Genomic DNA, 19,699 nt, shown 5'->3' with positions numbered 1-19,699 from the left:
TGAGCCAACCTGCTGCAATGGCTTTGCAAACAGCATTGGCTCTGATGATGCATCTTGGCGTTAATGTGATGTTGTAGGCAAACAAGTCTGCTCCATGTTCTGTGTGATCGCATAGGGCTTTTCCTGCTTCCCCCACACCAGGAATGCAAGGCGTAGGAATTGATGGATTAGGACACCAACTGCGGCACATGGCAACGTCAATAACTAAGTAAGACTAAAATGGGAAGCAGAGCGCCTACTGTTGTCGAAAAAGGCAAAGGTTTTTAATGAACCCATTACCCCCTGAAGTAAATACACCTGAATTAAAACCCGAAAAGGTTGGTAGATTAATTAAGCGTTTTGGTATTGGTGCAATAACCGGAGTAGCGATCGCTGGATTGTATTGGAGTTATACAGATTGGTTTGGATATGCAGAACCAATAACCACAGGTATTATAGGTAGTCTGATCCTAGCAATTTTCTGCGGATTGCTAACACTCAAATGGGGATACAAAATATTAGAGAGCTTATTGGGACTGTTGCCATAATAGAAATCTTTCGTATGTAAAAGAACTAACTTTATAAGTATCTATGCAGATTACCGCTTCAGCAATTTCACTCAATGTGGAAGTCCCTCACAGCATCGGCAACGTTCGTCACCCAATGATGCAGCTTGCACTTGCTCGATGTTTTGCCAGCCAGCAAGTGATAGCTGTACTTGTCGATCCACTTGCTGGCAATACCCGCGTTCACCGCTTTTATGAACGTTTTGGTTTCCAATTTGTCGAGTCTCGACGATTTGGTAGCGATGACTGCTTAGTTTATCGCGTGAACCGATCAGATTGGCATCATGAAAATGTGATCGCATTGCTGTAGGGCAGAGCCAGCAAAAGTAGAATGTTTTCGTCAATCTGCCAGTCATAAACCTTGATTAGCCAATTCATGATAGTATTTATGTACTATCAAGTCGGTAATTTCCATCATTTTACGCCGTTTCTAGCCCCTTGGGGTGGCTTTGCTGACGGTGTTGCAATTCGCGCTAATCGCATTCCTCAATTTCTCAATGATTCATCAAAAGGAGCTAAAGCAATGGAGACAGCCAAAACACAACAGGAGCCAACAATGAATACTGAGCCACAAAAGGAACATCAGTGGCTACAGAAACTCGTCGGTGAGTGGACTTATGAAACAGAGGCAATGATGAGTCCAGATCAGCCGCCTGAAAGAGCAACAGGAACGGAAAGTGTGCGATCAATCGGTGGACTGTGGGTTGTAGCTGAAGGACAGGGCGAAATGCCCTGTGGTGGTGCGGCAACAATGATAATAACGCTCGGATATGACTCGCAGAAGCAACGCTATGTAGGCACCTGGGTTGGGTCAATGATGACTTATCTGTGGTTGTACGACGGTGAATTGGACGCGGCTAAAAACATACTAACGCTCAATTCTGACGGGCCCGCGATGACGGGCGATAAGAAGATGGCAAAGTACAGAGATGTAATCGAGTTCAAGAGTGATAATCATCGAGTGATGACATCTCATGTACTGGGCGATGATGGGCAGTGGCATCAGTTTATAAGAAAGGCTAGCTGAAAACCCTTGAGAAACAGCGCGGAGTCGGAGACACTCCGCCTCCGAACACAGTTGCGTATTTCGTACTTTAGGCTGCGTGATGAAAGCTTTCGGGCGGCGTTTACGCCTGAGTCAATATATAGTACAATAGTCCTATCAGTACAAGATTTAAAAACCTACCCCCGGACTGGGGGAAAGTCTACGCCCAAAACATTCTTTGAGGAGATATGACGAAGCACTTTGTGCAAACGTGGTGAGGCAGCGCGGTCTTGGGGGTCTCCCCCATGAGCGACTGCCGAACCCGTAGGGTCAGCCTGGGAACCTGTGCAAACAGGATATTAAGGCAGTAATGTCTTAAAGAATCTCCTCGCCTTTAGGCAGGAGAGTGTCAATGAACACCTCGACAATCAAAATGGCATCGTCATCAATTCGATAAATGATTCTCCAATTTTTGTCCACGTCTCGAATGCGTAACTCATGGCAATGCGCTCCAATACTTGGCATTGATCGCGAGTGAGGCAATTCCAGATTCTCACCTTGCTGCAAGCACCTCAACAGAAAACCTGCCTCAACACGAGCTTCCTGACTAAAAGGTGGAGTTTTAACCTCGCCGCGTAGCCAGACTAGAGGTTTATCATCGTTATCCATAGCCTATATTATATCAGATATGATATATAGTTGTCGCCAATAGCTTAACGATCGCCTCCCGTAAGTTCAAACATTGGGTTGCGTAGAGCTATAATTTGAGGCAAAGGATTCCAAACTGGAAGCATGACAACAGTAGCAATCTTGCCAATCTTTGATGCTGATGGTGAAAAAACTTATCGCGCCATTGCAGGGGATAAGCACTCTGTTGGCAAAACTGCGGGGCAAGCCCTAGATGCGTTAACTATTCAGTTGGGTGAAACGGAGTTCAGCGCACTGCTTGTCATTCAAAACTTTAGCCCTGACCCGTTTTTCAGTGTTAAACAACAAAAACGGTTATCGGAATTGATGAGTTTGTGGCGATCAGCACGAGATCAGGGGCAAGCATTGCCACCAGAGCAACAAGCACAACTGGATACTTTGGTTGAGGCTGAATTAAAAGCAGCAGCAGCCCGAACAGCTGCATTGATACAGCAAGAGAGTTTGTGAATCGGTATTATGCTGCGATCGCACAACGTGCCAACCATCGTTGCGAGTACTGCCAAGCCCCTGAAATAATCTTTAACTTTCCGTTTGAGGTTGAGCATATCATCCCGCTCTCTCGGCAAGGTGAAAATGACGAAGCAAATTTAGCTCTTGCGTGTCGCTCGTGTAATCTCCGTAAAGGAACTCGTATTAGTGGCATTATGCCTGCTTCCAACATTGAAGTTAATTTCTTTCATCCCAGACAGGATAAGTGGAGTGAGCATTTTCAGGTTGATACTCAATCTGGCAAGATTATAGGCATTACTTCCTCTGGAAAAGTCACTATAGAATATTTGGAGATGAACAGTGCTTCTCAGGTGGCAGCCCGACAATTATGGATTCGCTTGAGTTTGTTTCTGTAATTGTACAGCACAACAATAAATGGGAAATCGGAACTACGGGAAAATACGACTTTTACAAGACGTGAACACCGATCTAGGCGATCGCTGTGCTGTTCATACAATATCTATTGAGAACAGAAATTTTATTTACTTGGTGTTTGGGGTGGCGAGCCTGCAACAAGCCACTGCGCCTCTACGTTCCTGAAAAAGCCTATGCAACCTACTAATCCTAACCAATTTACAGAAAAAGCCTGGGAAGCGATCGCCCATACCCCCGATATTGTTAAACAATATCAACAACAGCAAATTGAAAGTGAACACCTGATGAAAGCGCTGCTAGAACAAGATGGTCTAGCAACTGGGATTCTCACTAAAGCGGGTGTTAACCTCCAAAAACTGCGCGATCGCACTGAGCAATTTTTCCAACGTCAGCCAAAAGTATCTGGTACTAGCAGTTCTGTCTACTTAGGACGCAGCCTAGATACACTTCTAGATCGAGCAGACGGATATCGTAAAGAGTTTCAAGACGAATATATTTCAATTGAACACTTATTGTTGGCTTACGCTAAAGATGACCGCTTTGGCAAAGCTTTATTCCAAGAGTTTGGTTTAGACGAAGGCAAACTCAAAAATATTATCAAACAAGTTCGAGGGAGTCAAAAAGTGACCGACCAAAATCCAGAAGGCAAATACGAAGCACTGGAAAAATATGGGCGTGACCTTACAGAAGCTGCACGTAAAGGTCAACTCGATCCAGTGATTGGGCGAGATGATGAAATTCGTCGCACTGTCCAAATTCTCTCTCGCCGCACTAAGAATAACCCTGTGCTAATTGGTGAACCAGGTGTTGGTAAAACTGCGATCGCCGAAGGATTAGCACAACGCATTATCGCAGGTGATGTACCTCAATCCCTCAAAGACCGCAAGCTAATCGCTTTAGATATGGGTGCTTTGATTGCAGGGGCAAAATTTCGGGGTGAATTTGAAGAACGTCTGAAAGCAGTATTAAAAGAAGTTACTGAATCTGGCGGCAATATTGTTTTATTTATTGATGAAATTCACACCGTTGTCGGCGCTGGTGCAAGCCAAGGCGCGATGGATGCTGGTAACTTATTAAAACCAATGTTGGCGCGGGGCGAATTGCGCTGTATTGGGGCGACAACCCTAGATGAATACCGCAAATATATCGAAAAAGATGCCGCACTAGAAAGACGCTTCCAGCAAGTTTATGTGGATCAGCCCAGTGTAGAAGATAGTATTTCGATTCTGCGAGGGTTGAGAGAACGTTATGAAAACCACCACGGGGTGAAGATTTCTGATAGTGCTTTAGTTGCAGCAGCCGTATTGTCGAGTCGTTATATTAGCGATCGCTTCCTCCCTGATAAAGCCATTGACTTGGTAGACGAAGCCGCCGCTAGATTAAAAATGGAGATTACCTCCAAACCAGAAGAACTCGACGAAATTGATCGCAAGATTCTGCAATTGGAAATGGAGAAGCTATCGCTGCAAAAAGAAAGCGATGCAGCTTCTCGTGAACGTCTAGGAAGACTGGAAAAAGAAATTGCCAATCTCAAAGAAGAACAAAAAACACTGAATACTCAATGGCAGTCTGAAAAAGATATCATTGACAAAATTCAATCTGTTAAAAAAGAGATTGAACGGGTCAACTTAGAGATTCAGCAAGCAGAACGCGACTACGACCTCAACCGTGCTGCGGAGTTGAAATATGGCAATTTAACCAGTTTACATCGTCAATTGGAAGCAGTAGAAGCTGAATTGACAAACACTCAAAGAAGTGGTAAATCACTATTACGAGAAGAAGTAACGGAAGGTGATATTGCCGAAATTATTTCTAAATGGACAGGAATTCCGATTAGCAAGTTGGTGGAATCGGAGAAAGAAAAACTGCTGCATTTAGAAGATGAACTGCACCGCCGCGTGGTTGGACAAGAAGAAGCAGTTACAGCTGTAGCGGATTCAATTCAGCGATCGCGGGCTGGACTAGCTGATCCCAATCGTCCCATTGCTAGCTTTATCTTCCTTGGGCCTACGGGTGTGGGTAAAACCGAGTTGGCGAAAGCGCTGGCGGCGTATATGTTCGATAGCGAAGATGCGCTGGTGCGAATCGATATGTCGGAGTATATGGAGAAACACGCCGTCTCTCGTTTAATCGGTGCGCCTCCAGGATACGTGGGTTACGAAGAAGGCGGACAACTTACAGAAGCAATTCGTCGCCGTCCTTACTCAGTGATTCTTTTCGACGAAATCGAAAAAGCACACCCCGATGTATTTAATATCTTCTTGCAAATTCTCGATGATGGTCGCGTCACTGATGCCCAAGGTCATAAGGTGGACTTCAAGAACGCTATTATCATCATGACCAGCAACATCGGTTCGCAGTACATTCTCGATGTCGCCGGAGATAACACTCACTACGACGAAATGCGCCGTCGGGTGATGGAAGCAATGCGAAATAGCTTCCGTCCAGAGTTCCTGAATCGGATTGACGAAATCATCATCTTCCACGGTTTAGATAAGAAGGAATTGCGCCAAATTGTGCTATTGCAATTGGAAAGATTGCGGCAAAGATTGAGCGATCGCAAAATATTCCTCAAGCTCTCGGATACTGCACTTGACTTTTTAGCCGAAGTAGGGTATGACCCAGTATATGGGGCGCGTCCACTGAAGCGGGCGATTCAGCGAGAGTTAGAAACTCAAATTGCTAAAGCGCTCTTGCGCGGTGAATTCACCGACGGCAACACCATCTTTGTAGATGTGCAAAATGAGCGTCTTTCTTTTAGTCGCTTACCTGCTGAGGTGTTTACCAGCTAATTGAGAAAGAGGCTGGGGAAACAAGGGGATTTGAGTGAGAATTTGCAACAAGTGCTTTCTCCTTGTCCTCTTCCCTCTTCGTTGAAGCTCATTTCACAAAAAAACGCCAAGTCAGAACTTGCACCAGTCCCCACGACCGCCTCAGAATGAATTCTGAGGCTTATAGCTAAAGTCTTCTAAAGAAGACTAAGTAAGGGTTGTATAGGACTTACGCACGAGTTACGGAATAACGAACCGCAGAGGCGCAGAGAGGCCAGTGCGCCCTTGCGGTTAAGAGACTTGTTCGCTCTTAGCGTTCCCGTAGGGTAGCAACTGGCGCGACACGGAGAAATCAGAGTTTGAGGGATATTTTGCGTAAGTCCTATTGTAGTCCACGCTTAGTAGACTTGGGCTATAAGAAAAGAGAATTTATTCTCAGGCAGTATAGGCAGGTGCAACATATAACCCAAGTCAAGCAAGAGCGGCGTTTTTTTGTGAAACATTCGTTAAGGTAATAATTACGAATTACGAACTTGTACTGAGCGTAGCCGAAGTATTACGAATTACGAATTATTCTGACCTTTACAAAGTACTTGTCGCATTTTACGCATATTTGCAGGTAACTCTAAGTTCATTGCTTGTTGAATGAAAATTGATGGAATTGGAATAATAGGTGTAGCTTGCACAGTATAAGCAAGCATTGTGCCGTTACCGCAATCTTTGAGTTCTAAATGAGCGTTAAAATCCTCAAACGTCCCTTTTTCCATGCGAAATTGGACTTGTTGCCCCAGCACTTCTACAACGTTGAGGTAAATTTCAACTTGAGCCGTGAAAAAGAAAAAGGCTTTTTGTGCTGCTTGATACAGGCGTTTGACTTCACCTTTGTGTAATATTTCGCTTTTAGTGATATCAGGAAAATATTGCACCCACCGGGGGTAATCAGTTAATTGCTGCCAGACTTGCGATCGCACCATCGGCACATACATCCAGGCTGTCACCGCGCCACCCCAGGTTTTGTGCGATCGCGTTTCTATTAAAATTTCACCCTGTACCAGCAACTTTTGCTTGTCTTGATTCCAAGCCATATCTGAACCTGCAATAATTGAGTCTGAGATATGAGACGCAGACATCATGATTTTACTTACTCCTCAACTCATCCACCTAAATGGAGTTGAAACTACAAGCCATAAAACTTGATTTAGATTCCAACCCATTAAATTTTAGTTCCAGTGTAATGCCTATCCTTTACAGAAACGGCGAGTTTTTTGGTAATTATTTCAGTTATCTTACTGGAAAAACTGTAGTTCTTATCACAATTAACACAATCAATATTTAAGTAAACTTTATAATAACGGTATTTATAAATTAAAAACTAAGTTATTAACAGCTAGAATGGCACAAACACGACCTAATATCAAGTACCTTACCCTAACGTTTGCATAGCATCTCTCGATTTTTACGTGTTATTTCTGATGAAACTGCAACTTCATCGGAACTTCATATTTTATTGTCAATATCAAGTGTAATCTCTGTTGAGTTGAGAGGAAAAGTAGGTGAGTCAATCTTCTTTAAATCGTAGATTAATCCAGATTTTCGGTATCCTTCTTGGCATTAGCGTAGCCGTTTGGGTACTGAGAGGCTTTGGTATTCTCACTTTTATTCCAGGTGGAATAATTTGGCTACTGCTACTAGGGGCGATCGCCATTGGGATAATCAGTTATGCTCAAAGGACTTGGTGGCGTTTTTAATCATTTGTCATTTGTCATTGGTCATTTGTCATTTGTCATTTGTCATTTGTCATTTGTCATTGGTCACTTGTACTGAGCGTAGTCGAAGTATTGGTCTAAGATACAAGAGTTTTTGGTATATACCGCGCCACTCCTGGGCGAAAAAAACTTTCTTATATCGAACTAATTCAAACCATGTCCCAAGGGATGCCTTGAGCTTTGCCGTTGGGTGGGCGTGGTTTCTCTTGGACTAATGACTAATGACTAATGACTAATGACTAATGACTAATGACTAATGACTAATGACTAATGACTAATGACTAATGACTAACTACCAGAAGTATTTAATACTGAAGCAATGCCAACAATTTACTAAAGGAAACGAACATGAGAAAGTATATATGTACTGTTTGCGGCTATGAATATGACCCAGAAGTAGGCGATCCAGATAGCGACATAGCACCCGGAACACCCTTTGAAGATATACCAGATGATTGGGTATGTCCGACTTGTGGTGCGACAAAAGATCAATTTGAACTAGTTGAATAGTGAAGATAACGGCTAGCCTAGTAAAGTACGTGCTATTGAGAAATTTTAGAACTTGCTACCGTTACGAATCGTAGTTATTGGGGGTGGGGCAGCAGGATTTTTTGGCGCGATCGCTTGTGCTAAAGCCAATCCTGATGCCCAAGTTACTTTACTTGAAGCCAGTCGCCAACCCCTAGCGAAAGTGCTAATTTCTGGTGGCGGACGCTGCAACGTTACTCACGCTTGCTTTGAACCTAAGGAGTTAGTGCAAAATTATCCTAGAGGTGCAAAAGCCTTGCGGGGTGCTTTAACTCGGTTTGGGCCTCAAGATACAGTAGCTTGGTTTGCTGCTGGTGGAGTCTATCTAAAAACTGAAGGCGATGGCCGAATGTTTCCTGTCACCAACACTTCAGAAACCATTGTAGAATGTCTGATTAAAGCGATGGCGACATCTGGAGTCAAACTCCGTATCGGTACACACGTAACTTCAGTGACCGCAGCAGATGGGGGGTTTGATATTCTGCTGAAGTCGGGAGATCCGATTAAATGCGATCGCCTACTTCTTGCGACCGGCAGCAGTCTTGTAGGTTATAAAATTGTCCAAGAGTTAGGTCATCAAATAGAACCGCCAGTACCCTCTCTATTTACCTTCAACATTGCTGATCCTCAATTGCGGGCTTTAGCTGGAGTTAGCGTTAACCCTGTGCAATTGCGGTTATCTCTGGGCGGAAAATCCCAATTACAACAAACTGGCCCATTACTAATTACCCACTGGGGTTTGAGTGGCCCCGCAGTTCTGAAGCTTTCTGCTTGGGGTGCGAGAGTTCTGCACGAAAACCGCTATCAAGCCACATTATTGATTAATTGGCTGCCCCAATTGCAACAAGAACAAGTGCGAGAAAAAGTTTTAGCAGTTAAGGATGAATGGGGAAAGAAAGCGATCGCATTGCATCGCGGCGTTGATCTCCCCCATCGTCTCTGGCAATATATCATTGCCCGTGCAGGCATTACCACAGAAGACCGTTGGGCAGAAATATCTAGTAAAACCTTAAATAAACTGTTGCAAGAACTTACTCAGGGACAATATTTAATCAGTGGCAAAGGAGCCTTTAAAGAAGAATTTGTTACCTGTGGCGGTGTCAACCTCAAAGAAGTCAACTTTAAGACGATGGAAAGTAGGTTAGTTCCTGGTCTTTATTTTGCCGGAGAAATCTTAGATATTGATGGCGTTACTGGTGGGTTTAACTTCCAAAGTGCTTGGACAACCAGCTATTTAGCAGGTGTAGCAATGGCAACTAAAGACTAGTGGTCTGTCTCATTAAATTTTTTACTCGTGAATGAGTCTTTGATACTCGTGAATGAGTCTTTAATACTCGTGAATGAGTCTTTGATACTCGTGAATGAGTCTTTTTTACTCGTGAATGAGTCTTTGATACTCGTGAATGAGTCTTTTTTACTCGTGGACGAGTCTTTGATACTCGCCGACGAGTCTTTGATACTCGTGAATGAGTCTTTTTTACTCGCCGACGAGTCTTTGATACTCGTGAATGAGTCTTTTTTACTCGCCGACGAGTCTTTGATACTCGTGAATGAGTCTTTAATACTCGTGGACGAGTCTTTTATACTCGCCTCCCCTGCCCCTGCCCCCTGCCCCCTTCACTCATTGCTATTTTTGGATTTACGTTGCAATTGTTTTAGCGATTGATACATATCTGGCAACCGATTATAAACAGCACATACCTTAAGATATAGTTTGTAAGGAATGCCTGGAGATCCGCAGACAACTTCTCCTGGTGCAACATCGCTGTGAATTCCAGTTTGAGCAGATGTCATCGCTCCATCTCCGATTTTCACTTGATTGGCTATTCCTGTTTGTCCAGCTAAAATAACGCGATTTCCCAGCTTAACACCCCCGGCCATGCCAGCCTGACCTGCGATCGCACAGCCTGCGCCAATTTGGCAACCGTGACCTATTTGCACTAAGTTATCAATTACTGTATTGCAGCCGACCCGTGTTTCTCCAACGGCTGGGCGGTCAATGGCACTGTTGCAGCCAACTTCCACGCCATCTTCTAAGACTGTATAGCCAGATTGTTCCATTTTCAACCAACCGGTACGAGTAGGAACAAAACCAAAGCCTTCTGCACCAATGACAGCACCACTGTGAATCACACAATCTGCACCGATGCGGGTGCGTTCGTGGATGGTACAGTTAGCGTGTAAGGTGGTGCGATCGCCTATTTTGGCATCTGGATAAATCACCACATTGGGATGAATAATTGCGCCATCGCCTATTTCTACCCCTTGTTGAATCACAGCATGGGGGCCAATGTAAACATCGCTACCAACTTTTGCGCTGGAGTGAATCACAGCAGTGGGATGAATTTCTGGGACGGGGCGATATGGTTGGTAAAAAAGGGCGATCGCTTTGGCAAACAATAATCGCGGATCTGGGGTTGCTAGCCAGACAATACCGCTTTCTTGTGCAAGCACTTGTAATTTTTCATCCTGGGGCAAAATTAAAGCACTAGCATTGGTCTTGCCGATAAAAGACCCAAATTTTGCCCCTTCTACATAGCTGAGAGTACCGATAATAGCTTCATCAATGGCTGCTACCCCTATAATTTCTGGGTCATGGTCTGGGTTGTTAGTCAAATTATGATTGGTAGCGGCATCACCAAATTGGCGGAGGATTTCACTGAATTTCATTGTTGGGTGTGTTCAAAAGTAATTTAGTAGACGCGTAGCGGGGATGTTCCTTCAAGTCAGCACAGCCGCCCAACGGGCTGTCTCCCCGTTGTAGCAACTGGCCAAAACAAACTAAAATCCTAATTTATCCAACACTGGCTTTGTGGAAACAACGTGGCGTTCTAAACCCAGTTCTTTTGGACTAACCCCAAGTGCCAAAGCAATCAACTGGGATAAATGCAGCACTGGTAAACCTAACTTTTGCTCAATAACCTTTTCCACCTCTGGCTGACGCGAATCTAAATTTAAGTGGCACAGAGGACAAGGTGTAACTATACAGTCAGCACCAGATGTCAACGCATCCTGAATATGCATCCCCGCCATCTTGAAAGATTGGGTAGTGGCATAACTAGCCAGGGGCCAACCACAACATTGTGTCCGCCCTCGGTAATAAATTGGTGTTGCACCCACCGCCCGAAACATATTTTCCATCGCTTCCGGTTGGAAAGGGTCGTCATAGGGCATAGATTTTTGGGCGCGGAGGAGATAACAGCCATAAAAAGCCGCACATTTTAATCCAGTTAACTTCCGGGTAACACGTTTGGTAATTTCCTCTAAACCGTAATCTGTTACCAAGGCGTAGAGAAGATGTTTAACGTCGGTACTGCCGCGATAAGGCGAACAGCCTTCTTTGTGCAGCAAGCCATTAACCTGTTGAATGTACGCAGGGTCAGAAGTCTTACATTCTTTCAGGTGTTCGTTGACATGACCGATAACACCTTGACAAGTGCTGCAATGGGTAAGTAAAGGCAAATTTAATTCTTCTGCTAGGGCAATATTTCTAGCATTGACTGTATCTTCTAGCAGTTTAGAATCTTCTTTAAATGTGCCAGAACCGCAGCAGGCAGCTTTTTTAAGTTCAACCAGTTCAATACCCAGTGCTTGGGTAAGCGCTTGAGTTGACTGGTAAAGTTCCCGACATGCCCCTTGAGCAACACATCCAGGAAAGTAAGCGTATTTGAGTGTCTGAGATAGCATAGAGGTATGTTTGGGTTAGAGCGATCGCTCTAAACAATAATTGTTTTATTATTCCTTGTTAGCATCTAAGTTCTGATGTTTGACGTTCACCATCTCTTTAACCGTCTAGGTTCAAAGCCGCAGCGTCTATATATTCTGATTGCTAGCAAGGCTGTAAATACTGAGCGAGACATTGTAAAAAAAGTTAGCAATAATTGGACAATCGAAATTTACATGCTGTTGGCAATGGTATAGTCCGCTCCTATACCCAATTCTAAGAAAACTTACCCGATTCTTTTGAGTAAGGGGAGGGATTTTCTAACAGAAAAACCCTTGGTAGTATACGGGCGATCGCGCTTGACGATAAGATGTATATGCTCAAAACAATGTTTCCCATAAAGAGCAGAACCTAGCAACTGGTCAAGGACTTTTATTATTTATGAGCCAAACGGAACTTTTTGATAAGGTCAAAAAAATCGTCGCCGAACAATTGAGTGTCGAAGATGCTGACAAAATCACTCCCCAGTCCAAGTTTATGGACGATCTAGGAGCAGATTCCTTGGATACCGTTGAACTGGTGATGGCCTTGGAAGAAGAATTTGATATCGAAATTCCCGACGAAGCTGCCGAGCAGATTTTAACGGTTCAAGACGCAGTAGATTACATCAATAACAAAGTTACCGCATCAGCTTAAAAAAGTTTTGAGTCTTTGAAGTTTAGATGGCTTTGTCTCGCCCCCTCTGGGCATCTAGGCAAAAATCACTGCTTTGACTTTTCACTGAGTGCTGAATTAGAGATGCGATTAATCGCGTCTGTACAGGGTTTAGGAGTTAGAGTTTTCGGAGGCAAAAGTTCGGAGTTTTCTCCATCTTTGGGTGCTTCCAAAACTCAGAACTCAGGACTCGAAACTCAGCACTATTTAATGCCTGCTGCTTTTTCGCCACCTTTAACTGAATCATGACAGATTATACACGTAAACGCGTTGTTGTAACTGGTGTTGGCGCGATTACACCTATCGGTAACACAGCAACAGAATATTGGGATGGATTATTGAGTGGACGTAATGGCATTGACCGCATCACATTTTTTGATGCGTCTCGCCATGATTGCCGCATTGCTGGTGAAGTAAAAAACTTCGATCCACACGATTACTTGGAGCGCAAAGAGGCCAAGCGCATGGATCGATTTGCCCAATTTGGGGTTTCGGCAGCAAAACAGGCTCTAGCTAACGCGCAGTTAGTTATTAATGAACTGAATGCAGAACAGGTAGGTGTCATGATCGGTTCTGGCGTTGGTGGTATTAAGGTATTAGAAGACCAGCAAACTATCTACCTCAACCGTGGGCCCGATCGCTGTAGTCCATTCATGATACCGATGATGATCGCCAATATGGCAGCAGGATTAACGGCAATTCACACGGGTGCTAAAGGGCCAAATTCCTGCCCTGTAACTGCTTGCGCTGCTGGCTCTAACGCTGTAGGCGATGCTTTTCGCTTAATTCAAGGGGGATATGCCCAGGCGATGATTTGCGGCGGAACAGAGGCCGCTGTGACACCATTATCAATGGCTGGGTTTGCCGCTTGCAAAGCCCTCTCTTTTCGCAATGACGATCCGTATAGAGCTTGCCGTCCCTTTGACCGCGATCGCGACGGATTTATATTAGGTGAAGGTTCAGGAATTTTAATTCTCGAAGAACTGCAACACGCCCTCAGTCGCGGCGCTCACATTTATGCCGAAATGATCGGCTATGGTATGACCTGTGACGCTTACCATATCACTTCCCCCGTCCCTGGTGGACCCGGAGCAGCTAGAGCAATAGAACTAGCGCTCAAAGATGCCAATATAACTCCCGAACAGATTAGCTATATTAATGCTCACGGCACTAGTACCCCAGCTAATGATTCAACTGAAACCTCAGCAATCAAAAAAGCTTTGGGAGAACATGCCTATAAGGTAGCAATTAGCTCCACCAAATCGATGACAGGTCATTTATTGGGCGGTTCTGGAGGTATTGAAGCAGTCGCAACAGTATTGGCGATCGCTAATGACCAAATTCCACCGACAATCAATCTGGAAAATCCCGATCCAGAGTGTGATTTAGATTACGTGCCTAACTATAGCCGCGCTCAAAAAGTCGAGGTGGCAATATCCAATTCTTTTGGGTTTGGCGGTCATAATGTCACACTGGCCTTTAAGAAATACGTCTAAAAGAAGGCAGGAGGCAGGGGAGCAGGGAGCAGGGGGAGATGAGGGGGATGAGGGGGATGAGGAAGTGAGGGACAAGAATTAATAACCAATGCCCAATGCCCCATGCCCCATGCCCAATGCCCCATGCCCCATGCCCAATGCCCCATGCCCCATGCCCAAAGTATCATAGATATCATTCCGATATAACTTAAGCGTTCAGCATGACCCAATTATCAGCTTGATTTATCACCAGAAACTCAGGAGATCCCGCTTGTCCATCAACAAGCGGGAGTGGGATGATGAGGATACTGTGGGGAATCTAAAATAACCCCAGTAAGAGAAGCTACGAAGAGTGCTAACCCGTCGTTAAAAACAAGAGATTATGACTGTTGCAACCCAATCCGCTAAAGAATTGTCCGTCGAAGAACTGGCTATTAACTCGATCCGCTTCTTGGCTGTTGATGCCGTAGAAAAAGCAAAATCGGGACACCCAGGACTACCAATGGGCGCGGCTCCGATGGCTTTTGTCCTCTGGGATCGCTTTTTGAAGTTTAATCCCAAGAATCCCAAATGGTTTAACCGCGATCGCTTTGTCTTGTCTGCCGGTCATGGCTCGATGTTGCAGTACGCCCTACTGTATTTGACAGGCTACGATAGCGTCACCATTGAAGATATCAAACAATTCCGTCAATGGGAATCTAAAACCCCCGGACACCCTGAAAACTTCATGACCCCAGGCGTGGAAGTCACAACTGGCCCCTTGGGTCAAGGAATTGCCAATGGAGTTGGTTTAGCGATCGCCGAAGCACACCTTGCCGCTAAATTTAACAAACCCGATGCCAAGATTGTTGACCATTACACCTACGTAATTTTAGGTGACGGTTGTAACATGGAAGGAATTTCCGGGGAAGCTGCTTCTTTTGCAGGACACTTGGGATTAGGCAAACTCATCGCTCTGTACGACGACAACCACATTTCCATCGACGGTTCCACAGATGTGGCATTCACCGAAGATGTTTCCAAGCGCTTTGAAGCTTACGGTTGGCACGTCCAACACGTTGAAGATGGTAACACGGATTTAGAAGCGATCGCCAAAGCAATTGAAGCAGCCAAAGCTGTCACCGATAAGCCTTCATTCATAAAAGTAACAACCATTATTGGTTACGGTTCCCCCAATAAAGCAAACACTGCTGGTGTTCACGGCGCTGCCCTTGGTGGAGACGAAATTGCCTTGACTCGAAAAAATTTGGGTTGGGAATACGAGCCTTTCGTAGTACCCGAAGAGGCCCTCAACCACACACGCAAAGCAGTTGAGCGCGGTGCAGGCTACGAAGACGAATGGAACAAAACATTTGCCGACTACAAAGCTAAGTATGGCCAAGAAGCGGCTGAATTTGAACGTTACCTAAGCGCCAAGCTACCCGACGGTTGGGATAAGGTACTACCCACCTACACCCCCGAAGACAAAGCAGCGCCCACCCGCAAACACTCAGAAACCTGCCTCAATAAACTGGCGGGGGTTTTACCTGAATTGATTGGTGGTTCGGCTGACTTAACCCACTCCAACTTGACTGAAATCAAGGGTAAAGGCGACTTCCAAAAAGGGCACTACGAAAATCCCAACATCCACTTTGGGGTACGGGAACATGGTATGGGCGCAATCTGTAATGGGATAGCGCTGCACGCTTCAGGATTAATCCCCTACGGTGCTACCTTCTTGATCTTCACAGACTATATGCGTGCTGCCATCCGCTTATCCGCCCTTTCCCAAGCTGGGGTGATTTGGGTGATGACCCACGATTCCATTGGACAAGGTGAAGATGGCCCGACACACCAACCCATTGAAACTCTAGCTTCCTTACGAGCTATTCCTAATTTATTAGTGTTTCGTCCCGCAGACGGTAACGAAACCTCTGGTGCTTATAAAATAGCGATCGAGAAAGCGAAGCAAAATGCTCCATCTCTGTTGGCGTTCACCCGTCAACCTGTCCCCAACTTGGCAGGTACATCGGTTGAGGGTGTGGCAAAGGGTGGATACACTGTGGTGGATAGCGAAGGTACACCTGATATCATCCTAATTGGTACTGGTTCAGAACTGAGCCTCGCCGTAGGCGCAGCCGAAAAACTCAAGGCTGAAGGTAAGAAAGTTCGTGTTGTCTCGCTACCTTCATGGGAACTGTTTGAAGCACAGGATGCGGCTTATAAAGAATCCATTCTGCCAAAAGCTGTCACCAAGCGTTTATCTGTAGAAGCTGGCGCTAGTTTCGGTTGGCACAAATATGTGGGTACTGAAGGCGATACTGTTAGTATTGATCGCTTTGGTGCTTCGGCTCCAGGTGGTGTTTGTTTAGAGAAGTTTGGCTTTAGCGTTGATAATGTATTAGCTAAGGCTAAACAATTGTTGGGTTAATAGCAACAGAATATTCTTAAAATTTTGTAGGGTGGGCATCTTGTCCACCTTTTTTTTACGCAAAGGAGCGCTGAGGAGGATTGTTTATAATTGAGGTAATTAGTTAAATATTGGGAGGAAGTTATGCAAGAAGTTTCTAGCTATCATCAAGAACTTACTAACCGGATATCGCCAATTGTAGACAACCTATTTAAAAGCAATAGCTTGTACTTGGTGAAATTAAAAAAATGGGAAATGATTGAAATGCTGGTAGACCTGTTTGGTAAATTTTCACCAGAAGAAATGCGAGCGATTAAAGATGATGATTTAACACGTAGAATTGATAGTATCCTAGTTTTAGAAGCTGTTTCAGGTACTTTAAATGATTTGACGCCAGAGCAAATAAAAATGTACGATGAAGCAGTAAAAAGAAAATAGACAAAGTGACTTATTTACTTGATACAAACATTGTCAGCTATATTCTCAAAAAGAACGTCAATGTAGACAATAAGTTCCGAGAAGCACGCCGTCTCCAAAAAGACATATTTATTAGCTGCATCACTTATTATGAGGTCAAACGGGGACTTTTAGCTATCAATGCTACAAGGCAATCAGCTGACTTTAGTTTGTTCTGCCATAGATATCAAATTTTGTTTTTAGATGGTATTGCAATTCTTGAAAAAGCCTGCGAAATTCATGTAGATTTAAAACGCAGAGGTCAAACTATCCAAGAGCAAGATATATTCATAGCAGCAACTGCGATCATACGCGGATTAATTTTGGTTTCTAATGATTTTGACTTGCTGCGAATTGAAGGACTAGTCTTGGAGAATTGGCTATCAACAGATTCTTAGAAATAAGAGGTTCGGTAAGTAGATTTTAAGCTAACTATTAATGATTATTTACTGATCTATATGACTTATGTTCCGACTGCATAAACTCTAGAACAACTTGAAAAGTTTATTAATTATCAACCTAAATTAAGAGAACTTCAAATTTACGATTGCCGCGATGTGGAATATTTACCTGATAGTATTGGCAATTTCACAAGTTTAGAGGAACTAGATATTTGTGATTGTTATTGGCTCAAAGAAATACCTAACACCATAGGAAATCTGACAAATCTTAAGAAACTAGAAATACAAGGTTGTATAAGAGGTCTTTCTATAAATAAACTTCCTGATAGTATTGGACAGCTTAAAGCTTTGACACATCTTACAATTAAAGAAACAGCAATCCAATCATTACCTGATACAATTGGTAATCTTGATAAGCTGGAATATTTAGAAATTTGCATGAATAGCCAATTACATCAATTACCTGATGCAATCGGGAATTTTAAAGACTTAAAATATCTTTCTCTTGAAGATGGTGACTTTACGTCTTTGCCAGAATGTATTGGTGAATTAAAAAGTCTTGAATTATTAAATATCAGAGGAAATCTTTTAAGAGATTTACCAGAAAGCATTGGGAATTTACAAAATCTTCGATATATAGATGCTTGTGACAATATGTTAGAGTCTTTGCCAGATTGGCTGCTAAACTAAGAGAATTAAATATTAACCCCGATGAATTAGTTTAGTTATTTTGTCAACTATCTTTAGTTAGATAGGGTAAACAGTACGCGATTTATCATCAGAAATCGCTTGCTAGTACTGAAAAAATGAAACTTTCATACCTAAAAATCTACAATACATACTTAGTTTATTTTGTCAATGTGTAATCTCTAGTATCGCCTAATAAATCAGCAAGGCCTTCTCAAGGCTTAATCTATATTCATGCTTTCAGTGGATGCAGTTATGATTTTATAAATGCGATTATGTATATGTCCTCAAACAATAGATAGTTGCTGTTGTCCAATTTGAAAAAATATTATTTTCTCTGACTCCAGTAACTTTAGATTTATCGAATTGTTTGATGTTTTGAGAAGGTAACACAATGAATAATATCCTAAAGCGCACACTTCTACCCAGCCTCATGGCTGCAAGTTTAGCTGGTGTCACTATAATTCCTGCTAAACCAGCTGCGGCTGATGACCGAGTATTAAGAGATGCAGGTATTGGGGCTGTTACCAATGTAGTAACCGGAGCAGTTAGGGGAAATGGTCGTGTATTAGACAATGCTGTTAAAGGTGGTGTCACTGGTGCAGCTGTCAATGGTGCAAATGGTCTAAGAAACAATCGCCGTAACCGGAACGTTGTTCAAGATATCGGAGTCGGTGCAGGCGCTAGCGCAGTGACTGGCGTAATTACTGGTGATAGCAAAGATACCCTTGGGAATGCTGTTGATGGTGCAGCCGTAGGTGCAGCAATCCATCTGCTAACCAAATAAATAATTCGTAAATTCATCAGCTACACTACTTCCCAACTGCTAACGGATTGCACTTGTAAAAACTACGAACTTATCCCTCCCCTAATTCCTCTCCTTTTTGGATGAGCAAACACAACCCCCTTTCCCTATTAGGGAAAGGGGGTTGGTGTGTTAGATTTATATTGGGATATATGACACCATCAAGTTCAGATGACTTTAAACTTAATAGTAAACTCTAGCCCTTCAACGCCTTTCTAAAGTTTCGACGATAGGATTGATTTGTAATAAACAAAGCTGGCCATAGCAAAGACAAACCAATGCGATTGGTCAAAGTTGGATTAAAATTAGTTCGTCCAAACCCATTCCAAAACTTCCAAACGCCGCCTCCGTAAACTACTATCAAGGCAAAAATAATAAAGTTACCCATTCCTATCAACTCCGTTAGTAACTGACAGAATTTAAGTTAAGTTTTACCACACGAGGTAAGCACTTCATAACCAACACCGAGAAGGTATGACTAAACTCCTTAGCCTCAAACATCTAAGTTAGCTAAACACACATTCCCTTATTCCAGTGTAGATTAGCCTCACGCATCGCAGCTAGTTATCACTGGTGGCAAGCTAACTAAAGGACATAAAAGCGTTATTTTTGGGGTGTTTGGGCGATACATGTTGCTTGTATAACAATCAAGCCTTTAGTTTCTAAGACAGAACAGCACTTTAAAACGCCTAAGAGATTAGGATTAGTTTCTTGCTGTAGCTTTAATGAAATATCTTTTGCTATCGATTGCCACTGGATAAATTAAGGATTCATAGCGATATATTTAGGTGTCAATGCTGATTGCTTCAGTACATAAAAGTCTATAGCAATTTTCATTTGGGTGCAACACAGTCATAACCTCACCCCGTATTTGCTAACGCAAACACTCCCCTCTCCGATGCTTTGGAGAGGGGTTGGGGGTAAGGTTAAAAAATGTACTT

General features: G+C 43.5%; 24 protein-coding genes. 18 read left to right on the top strand and 6 right to left on the bottom strand.

Features of this window, described 5'->3' with window-relative positions; all coding sequences use genetic code 11:
* Positions 1–190: hypothetical protein (locus LC574_RS01450; protein WP_229451167.1), on the bottom strand; the 190-nt coding region annotated here is incomplete at its 3' end.
* Between the two features lie 76 nt (positions 191–266).
* On the opposite strand from LC574_RS01450, the gene LC574_RS01445 reads away from it, so the two are divergent.
* The 3 genes from LC574_RS01445 (at position 267) to LC574_RS01435 (ending at position 1,572) form a co-directional block, all read left to right on the top strand.
* Positions 267–527: a hypothetical protein gene (locus LC574_RS01445; RefSeq protein WP_199349851.1), complete on the top strand. Its 261-nt coding sequence runs from the start codon at positions 267–269 to the stop codon at positions 525–527.
* A 76-nt stretch (positions 528–603) separates the two neighbouring features.
* Positions 604–855, top strand: coding sequence for a GNAT family N-acetyltransferase (locus LC574_RS01440; protein WP_229451166.1), 252 nt, complete (start codon positions 604–606; stop codon positions 853–855).
* 78 nt (positions 856–933) lie between these two features.
* Positions 934–1,572: a DUF1579 domain-containing protein gene (locus LC574_RS01435; protein WP_229451165.1), complete on the top strand. Its 639-nt coding sequence runs from the start codon at positions 934–936 to the stop codon at positions 1,570–1,572.
* A gap of 333 nt (positions 1,573–1,905) precedes the next feature.
* On the opposite strand, the gene LC574_RS01430 is transcribed toward LC574_RS01435, so the two are convergent.
* Positions 1,906–2,199, bottom strand: coding sequence for a type II toxin-antitoxin system RelE/ParE family toxin (locus LC574_RS01430; protein ID WP_229451164.1), 294 nt, complete (start codon positions 2,197–2,199; stop codon positions 1,906–1,908).
* Positions 2,200–2,322: 123 nt separating this feature from the next.
* On the opposite strand from LC574_RS01430, the gene LC574_RS01425 reads away from it, so the two are divergent.
* The 3 genes from LC574_RS01425 to clpB all read left to right on the top strand — a co-directional run bounded on the left by LC574_RS01425 (position 2,323) and on the right by clpB (position 5,894).
* Positions 2,323–2,685, top strand: coding sequence for a hypothetical protein (locus tag LC574_RS01425; protein WP_229451163.1), 363 nt, complete (start codon positions 2,323–2,325; stop codon positions 2,683–2,685).
* The gene (locus tag LC574_RS01420; protein WP_229451162.1) at positions 2,682–3,083 is read left to right on the top strand and encodes an HNH endonuclease signature motif containing protein; all 402 of its coding nucleotides are present in this window, start codon (positions 2,682–2,684) and stop codon (positions 3,081–3,083) included. Before LC574_RS01425 ends, LC574_RS01420 begins: the two co-directional genes overlap by 4 nt.
* A gap of 192 nt (positions 3,084–3,275) precedes the next feature.
* Positions 3,276–5,894 carry an ATP-dependent chaperone ClpB gene (gene clpB / locus LC574_RS01415; RefSeq protein ID WP_229451161.1) on the top strand — a complete coding sequence of 873 codons (2,619 nt, stop codon included), beginning with the start codon at positions 3,276–3,278 and terminating at the stop codon, positions 5,892–5,894.
* Positions 5,895–6,436: 542 nt separating this feature from the next.
* Here clpB and LC574_RS01410 read toward each other — a convergent pair.
* Positions 6,437–7,003 (bottom strand): SRPBCC family protein, encoded by a 567-nt coding sequence (locus LC574_RS01410; RefSeq protein ID WP_229451168.1) that lies wholly within the window; start codon positions 7,001–7,003, stop codon positions 6,437–6,439.
* Between the two features lie 423 nt (positions 7,004–7,426).
* Between LC574_RS01410 and LC574_RS01405 the strand changes: the two genes are divergently transcribed.
* The 4 genes from LC574_RS01405 to LC574_RS01390 all read left to right on the top strand — a co-directional run bounded on the left by LC574_RS01405 (position 7,427) and on the right by LC574_RS01390 (position 9,833).
* Positions 7,427–7,621, top strand: a complete 195-nt coding sequence (locus LC574_RS01405) for a hypothetical protein (protein WP_179065434.1) — start codon at positions 7,427–7,429, stop codon at positions 7,619–7,621.
* A gap of 366 nt (positions 7,622–7,987) precedes the next feature.
* Positions 7,988–8,149: a rubredoxin gene (gene rd / locus LC574_RS01400; protein WP_229451160.1), complete on the top strand. Its 162-nt coding sequence runs from the start codon at positions 7,988–7,990 to the stop codon at positions 8,147–8,149.
* A 52-nt stretch (positions 8,150–8,201) separates the two neighbouring features.
* Positions 8,202–9,434 carry an NAD(P)/FAD-dependent oxidoreductase gene (locus tag LC574_RS01395; RefSeq protein WP_229451159.1) on the top strand — a complete coding sequence of 411 codons (1,233 nt, stop codon included), beginning with the start codon at positions 8,202–8,204 and terminating at the stop codon, positions 9,432–9,434.
* Positions 9,435–9,461: 27 nt separating this feature from the next.
* Complete coding sequence (locus LC574_RS01390; RefSeq protein ID WP_229451158.1) at positions 9,462–9,833, top strand: hypothetical protein; 372 nt, start codon at positions 9,462–9,464, stop codon at positions 9,831–9,833.
* Here the strand turns inward: LC574_RS01390 and lpxD are convergent.
* Together lpxD and LC574_RS01380 are read right to left on the bottom strand one after the other, a co-directional pair.
* A complete protein-coding gene (gene lpxD / locus LC574_RS01385) occupies positions 9,785–10,837 on the bottom strand; it encodes a UDP-3-O-(3-hydroxymyristoyl)glucosamine N-acyltransferase (protein ID WP_229451157.1) in 1,053 nt (350 codons plus the stop codon). The two genes, LC574_RS01390 and lpxD, sit on opposite strands and share 49 nt — an antisense overlap.
* A 111-nt stretch (positions 10,838–10,948) precedes the next feature.
* Positions 10,949–11,854 carry a CoB--CoM heterodisulfide reductase iron-sulfur subunit B family protein gene (locus tag LC574_RS01380; RefSeq protein WP_229451156.1) on the bottom strand — a complete coding sequence of 302 codons (906 nt, stop codon included), beginning with the start codon at positions 11,852–11,854 and terminating at the stop codon, positions 10,949–10,951.
* A 418-nt stretch (positions 11,855–12,272) separates the two neighbouring features.
* Here LC574_RS01380 and acpP point away from each other — a divergent pair, with 418 nt between their 5' ends.
* The 8 genes from acpP (at position 12,273) to LC574_RS01340 (ending at position 18,740) form a co-directional block, all read left to right on the top strand.
* Positions 12,273–12,527 carry an acyl carrier protein gene (gene acpP / locus LC574_RS01375; protein ID WP_229451155.1) on the top strand — a complete coding sequence of 85 codons (255 nt, stop codon included), beginning with the start codon at positions 12,273–12,275 and terminating at the stop codon, positions 12,525–12,527.
* A 15-nt stretch (positions 12,528–12,542) separates the two neighbouring features.
* Positions 12,543–12,794, top strand: a complete 252-nt coding sequence (locus LC574_RS01370) for a hypothetical protein (protein WP_229451154.1) — start codon at positions 12,543–12,545, stop codon at positions 12,792–12,794.
* Positions 12,791–14,041 (top strand): beta-ketoacyl-ACP synthase II, encoded by a 1,251-nt coding sequence (gene fabF, locus LC574_RS01365; protein ID WP_229451153.1) that lies wholly within the window; start codon positions 12,791–12,793, stop codon positions 14,039–14,041. Before LC574_RS01370 ends, fabF begins: the two co-directional genes overlap by 4 nt.
* A 361-nt stretch (positions 14,042–14,402) precedes the next feature.
* Entirely contained in the window at positions 14,403–16,430 is a 2,028-nt protein-coding gene (gene tkt, locus LC574_RS01360; protein ID WP_229451152.1) for a transketolase, read from the top strand.
* A 123-nt stretch (positions 16,431–16,553) separates the two neighbouring features.
* Entirely contained in the window at positions 16,554–16,847 is a 294-nt protein-coding gene (locus tag LC574_RS01355; protein ID WP_229451151.1) for a hypothetical protein, read from the top strand.
* A 5-nt stretch (positions 16,848–16,852) separates the two neighbouring features.
* Positions 16,853–17,263, top strand: a complete 411-nt coding sequence (locus tag LC574_RS01350) for a type II toxin-antitoxin system VapC family toxin (protein WP_229451150.1) — start codon at positions 16,853–16,855, stop codon at positions 17,261–17,263.
* A 159-nt stretch (positions 17,264–17,422) separates the two neighbouring features.
* Positions 17,423–17,956 (top strand): leucine-rich repeat domain-containing protein, encoded by a 534-nt coding sequence (locus tag LC574_RS01345; protein WP_229451149.1) that lies wholly within the window; start codon positions 17,423–17,425, stop codon positions 17,954–17,956.
* A gap of 391 nt (positions 17,957–18,347) precedes the next feature.
* A complete protein-coding gene (locus LC574_RS01340; RefSeq protein WP_229451148.1) occupies positions 18,348–18,740 on the top strand; it encodes a hypothetical protein in 393 nt (130 codons plus the stop codon).
* Between the two features lie 214 nt (positions 18,741–18,954).
* Here the strand turns inward: LC574_RS01340 and LC574_RS01335 are convergent, their stop codons facing one another.
* The gene (locus LC574_RS01335; RefSeq protein WP_118167650.1) at positions 18,955–19,146 is read right to left on the bottom strand and encodes a hypothetical protein; all 192 of its coding nucleotides are present in this window, start codon (positions 19,144–19,146) and stop codon (positions 18,955–18,957) included.
* Positions 19,147–19,699 lie beyond the last annotated feature (553 nt).

Origin of the sequence: Nostoc sp. CHAB 5715, from assembly GCF_020829685.1 — a bacterium.
Lineage (GTDB): Bacteria > Cyanobacteriota > Cyanobacteriia > Cyanobacteriales > Nostocaceae > Nostoc.
This window is presented reverse-complemented; position numbering and strand designations above follow the sequence as displayed.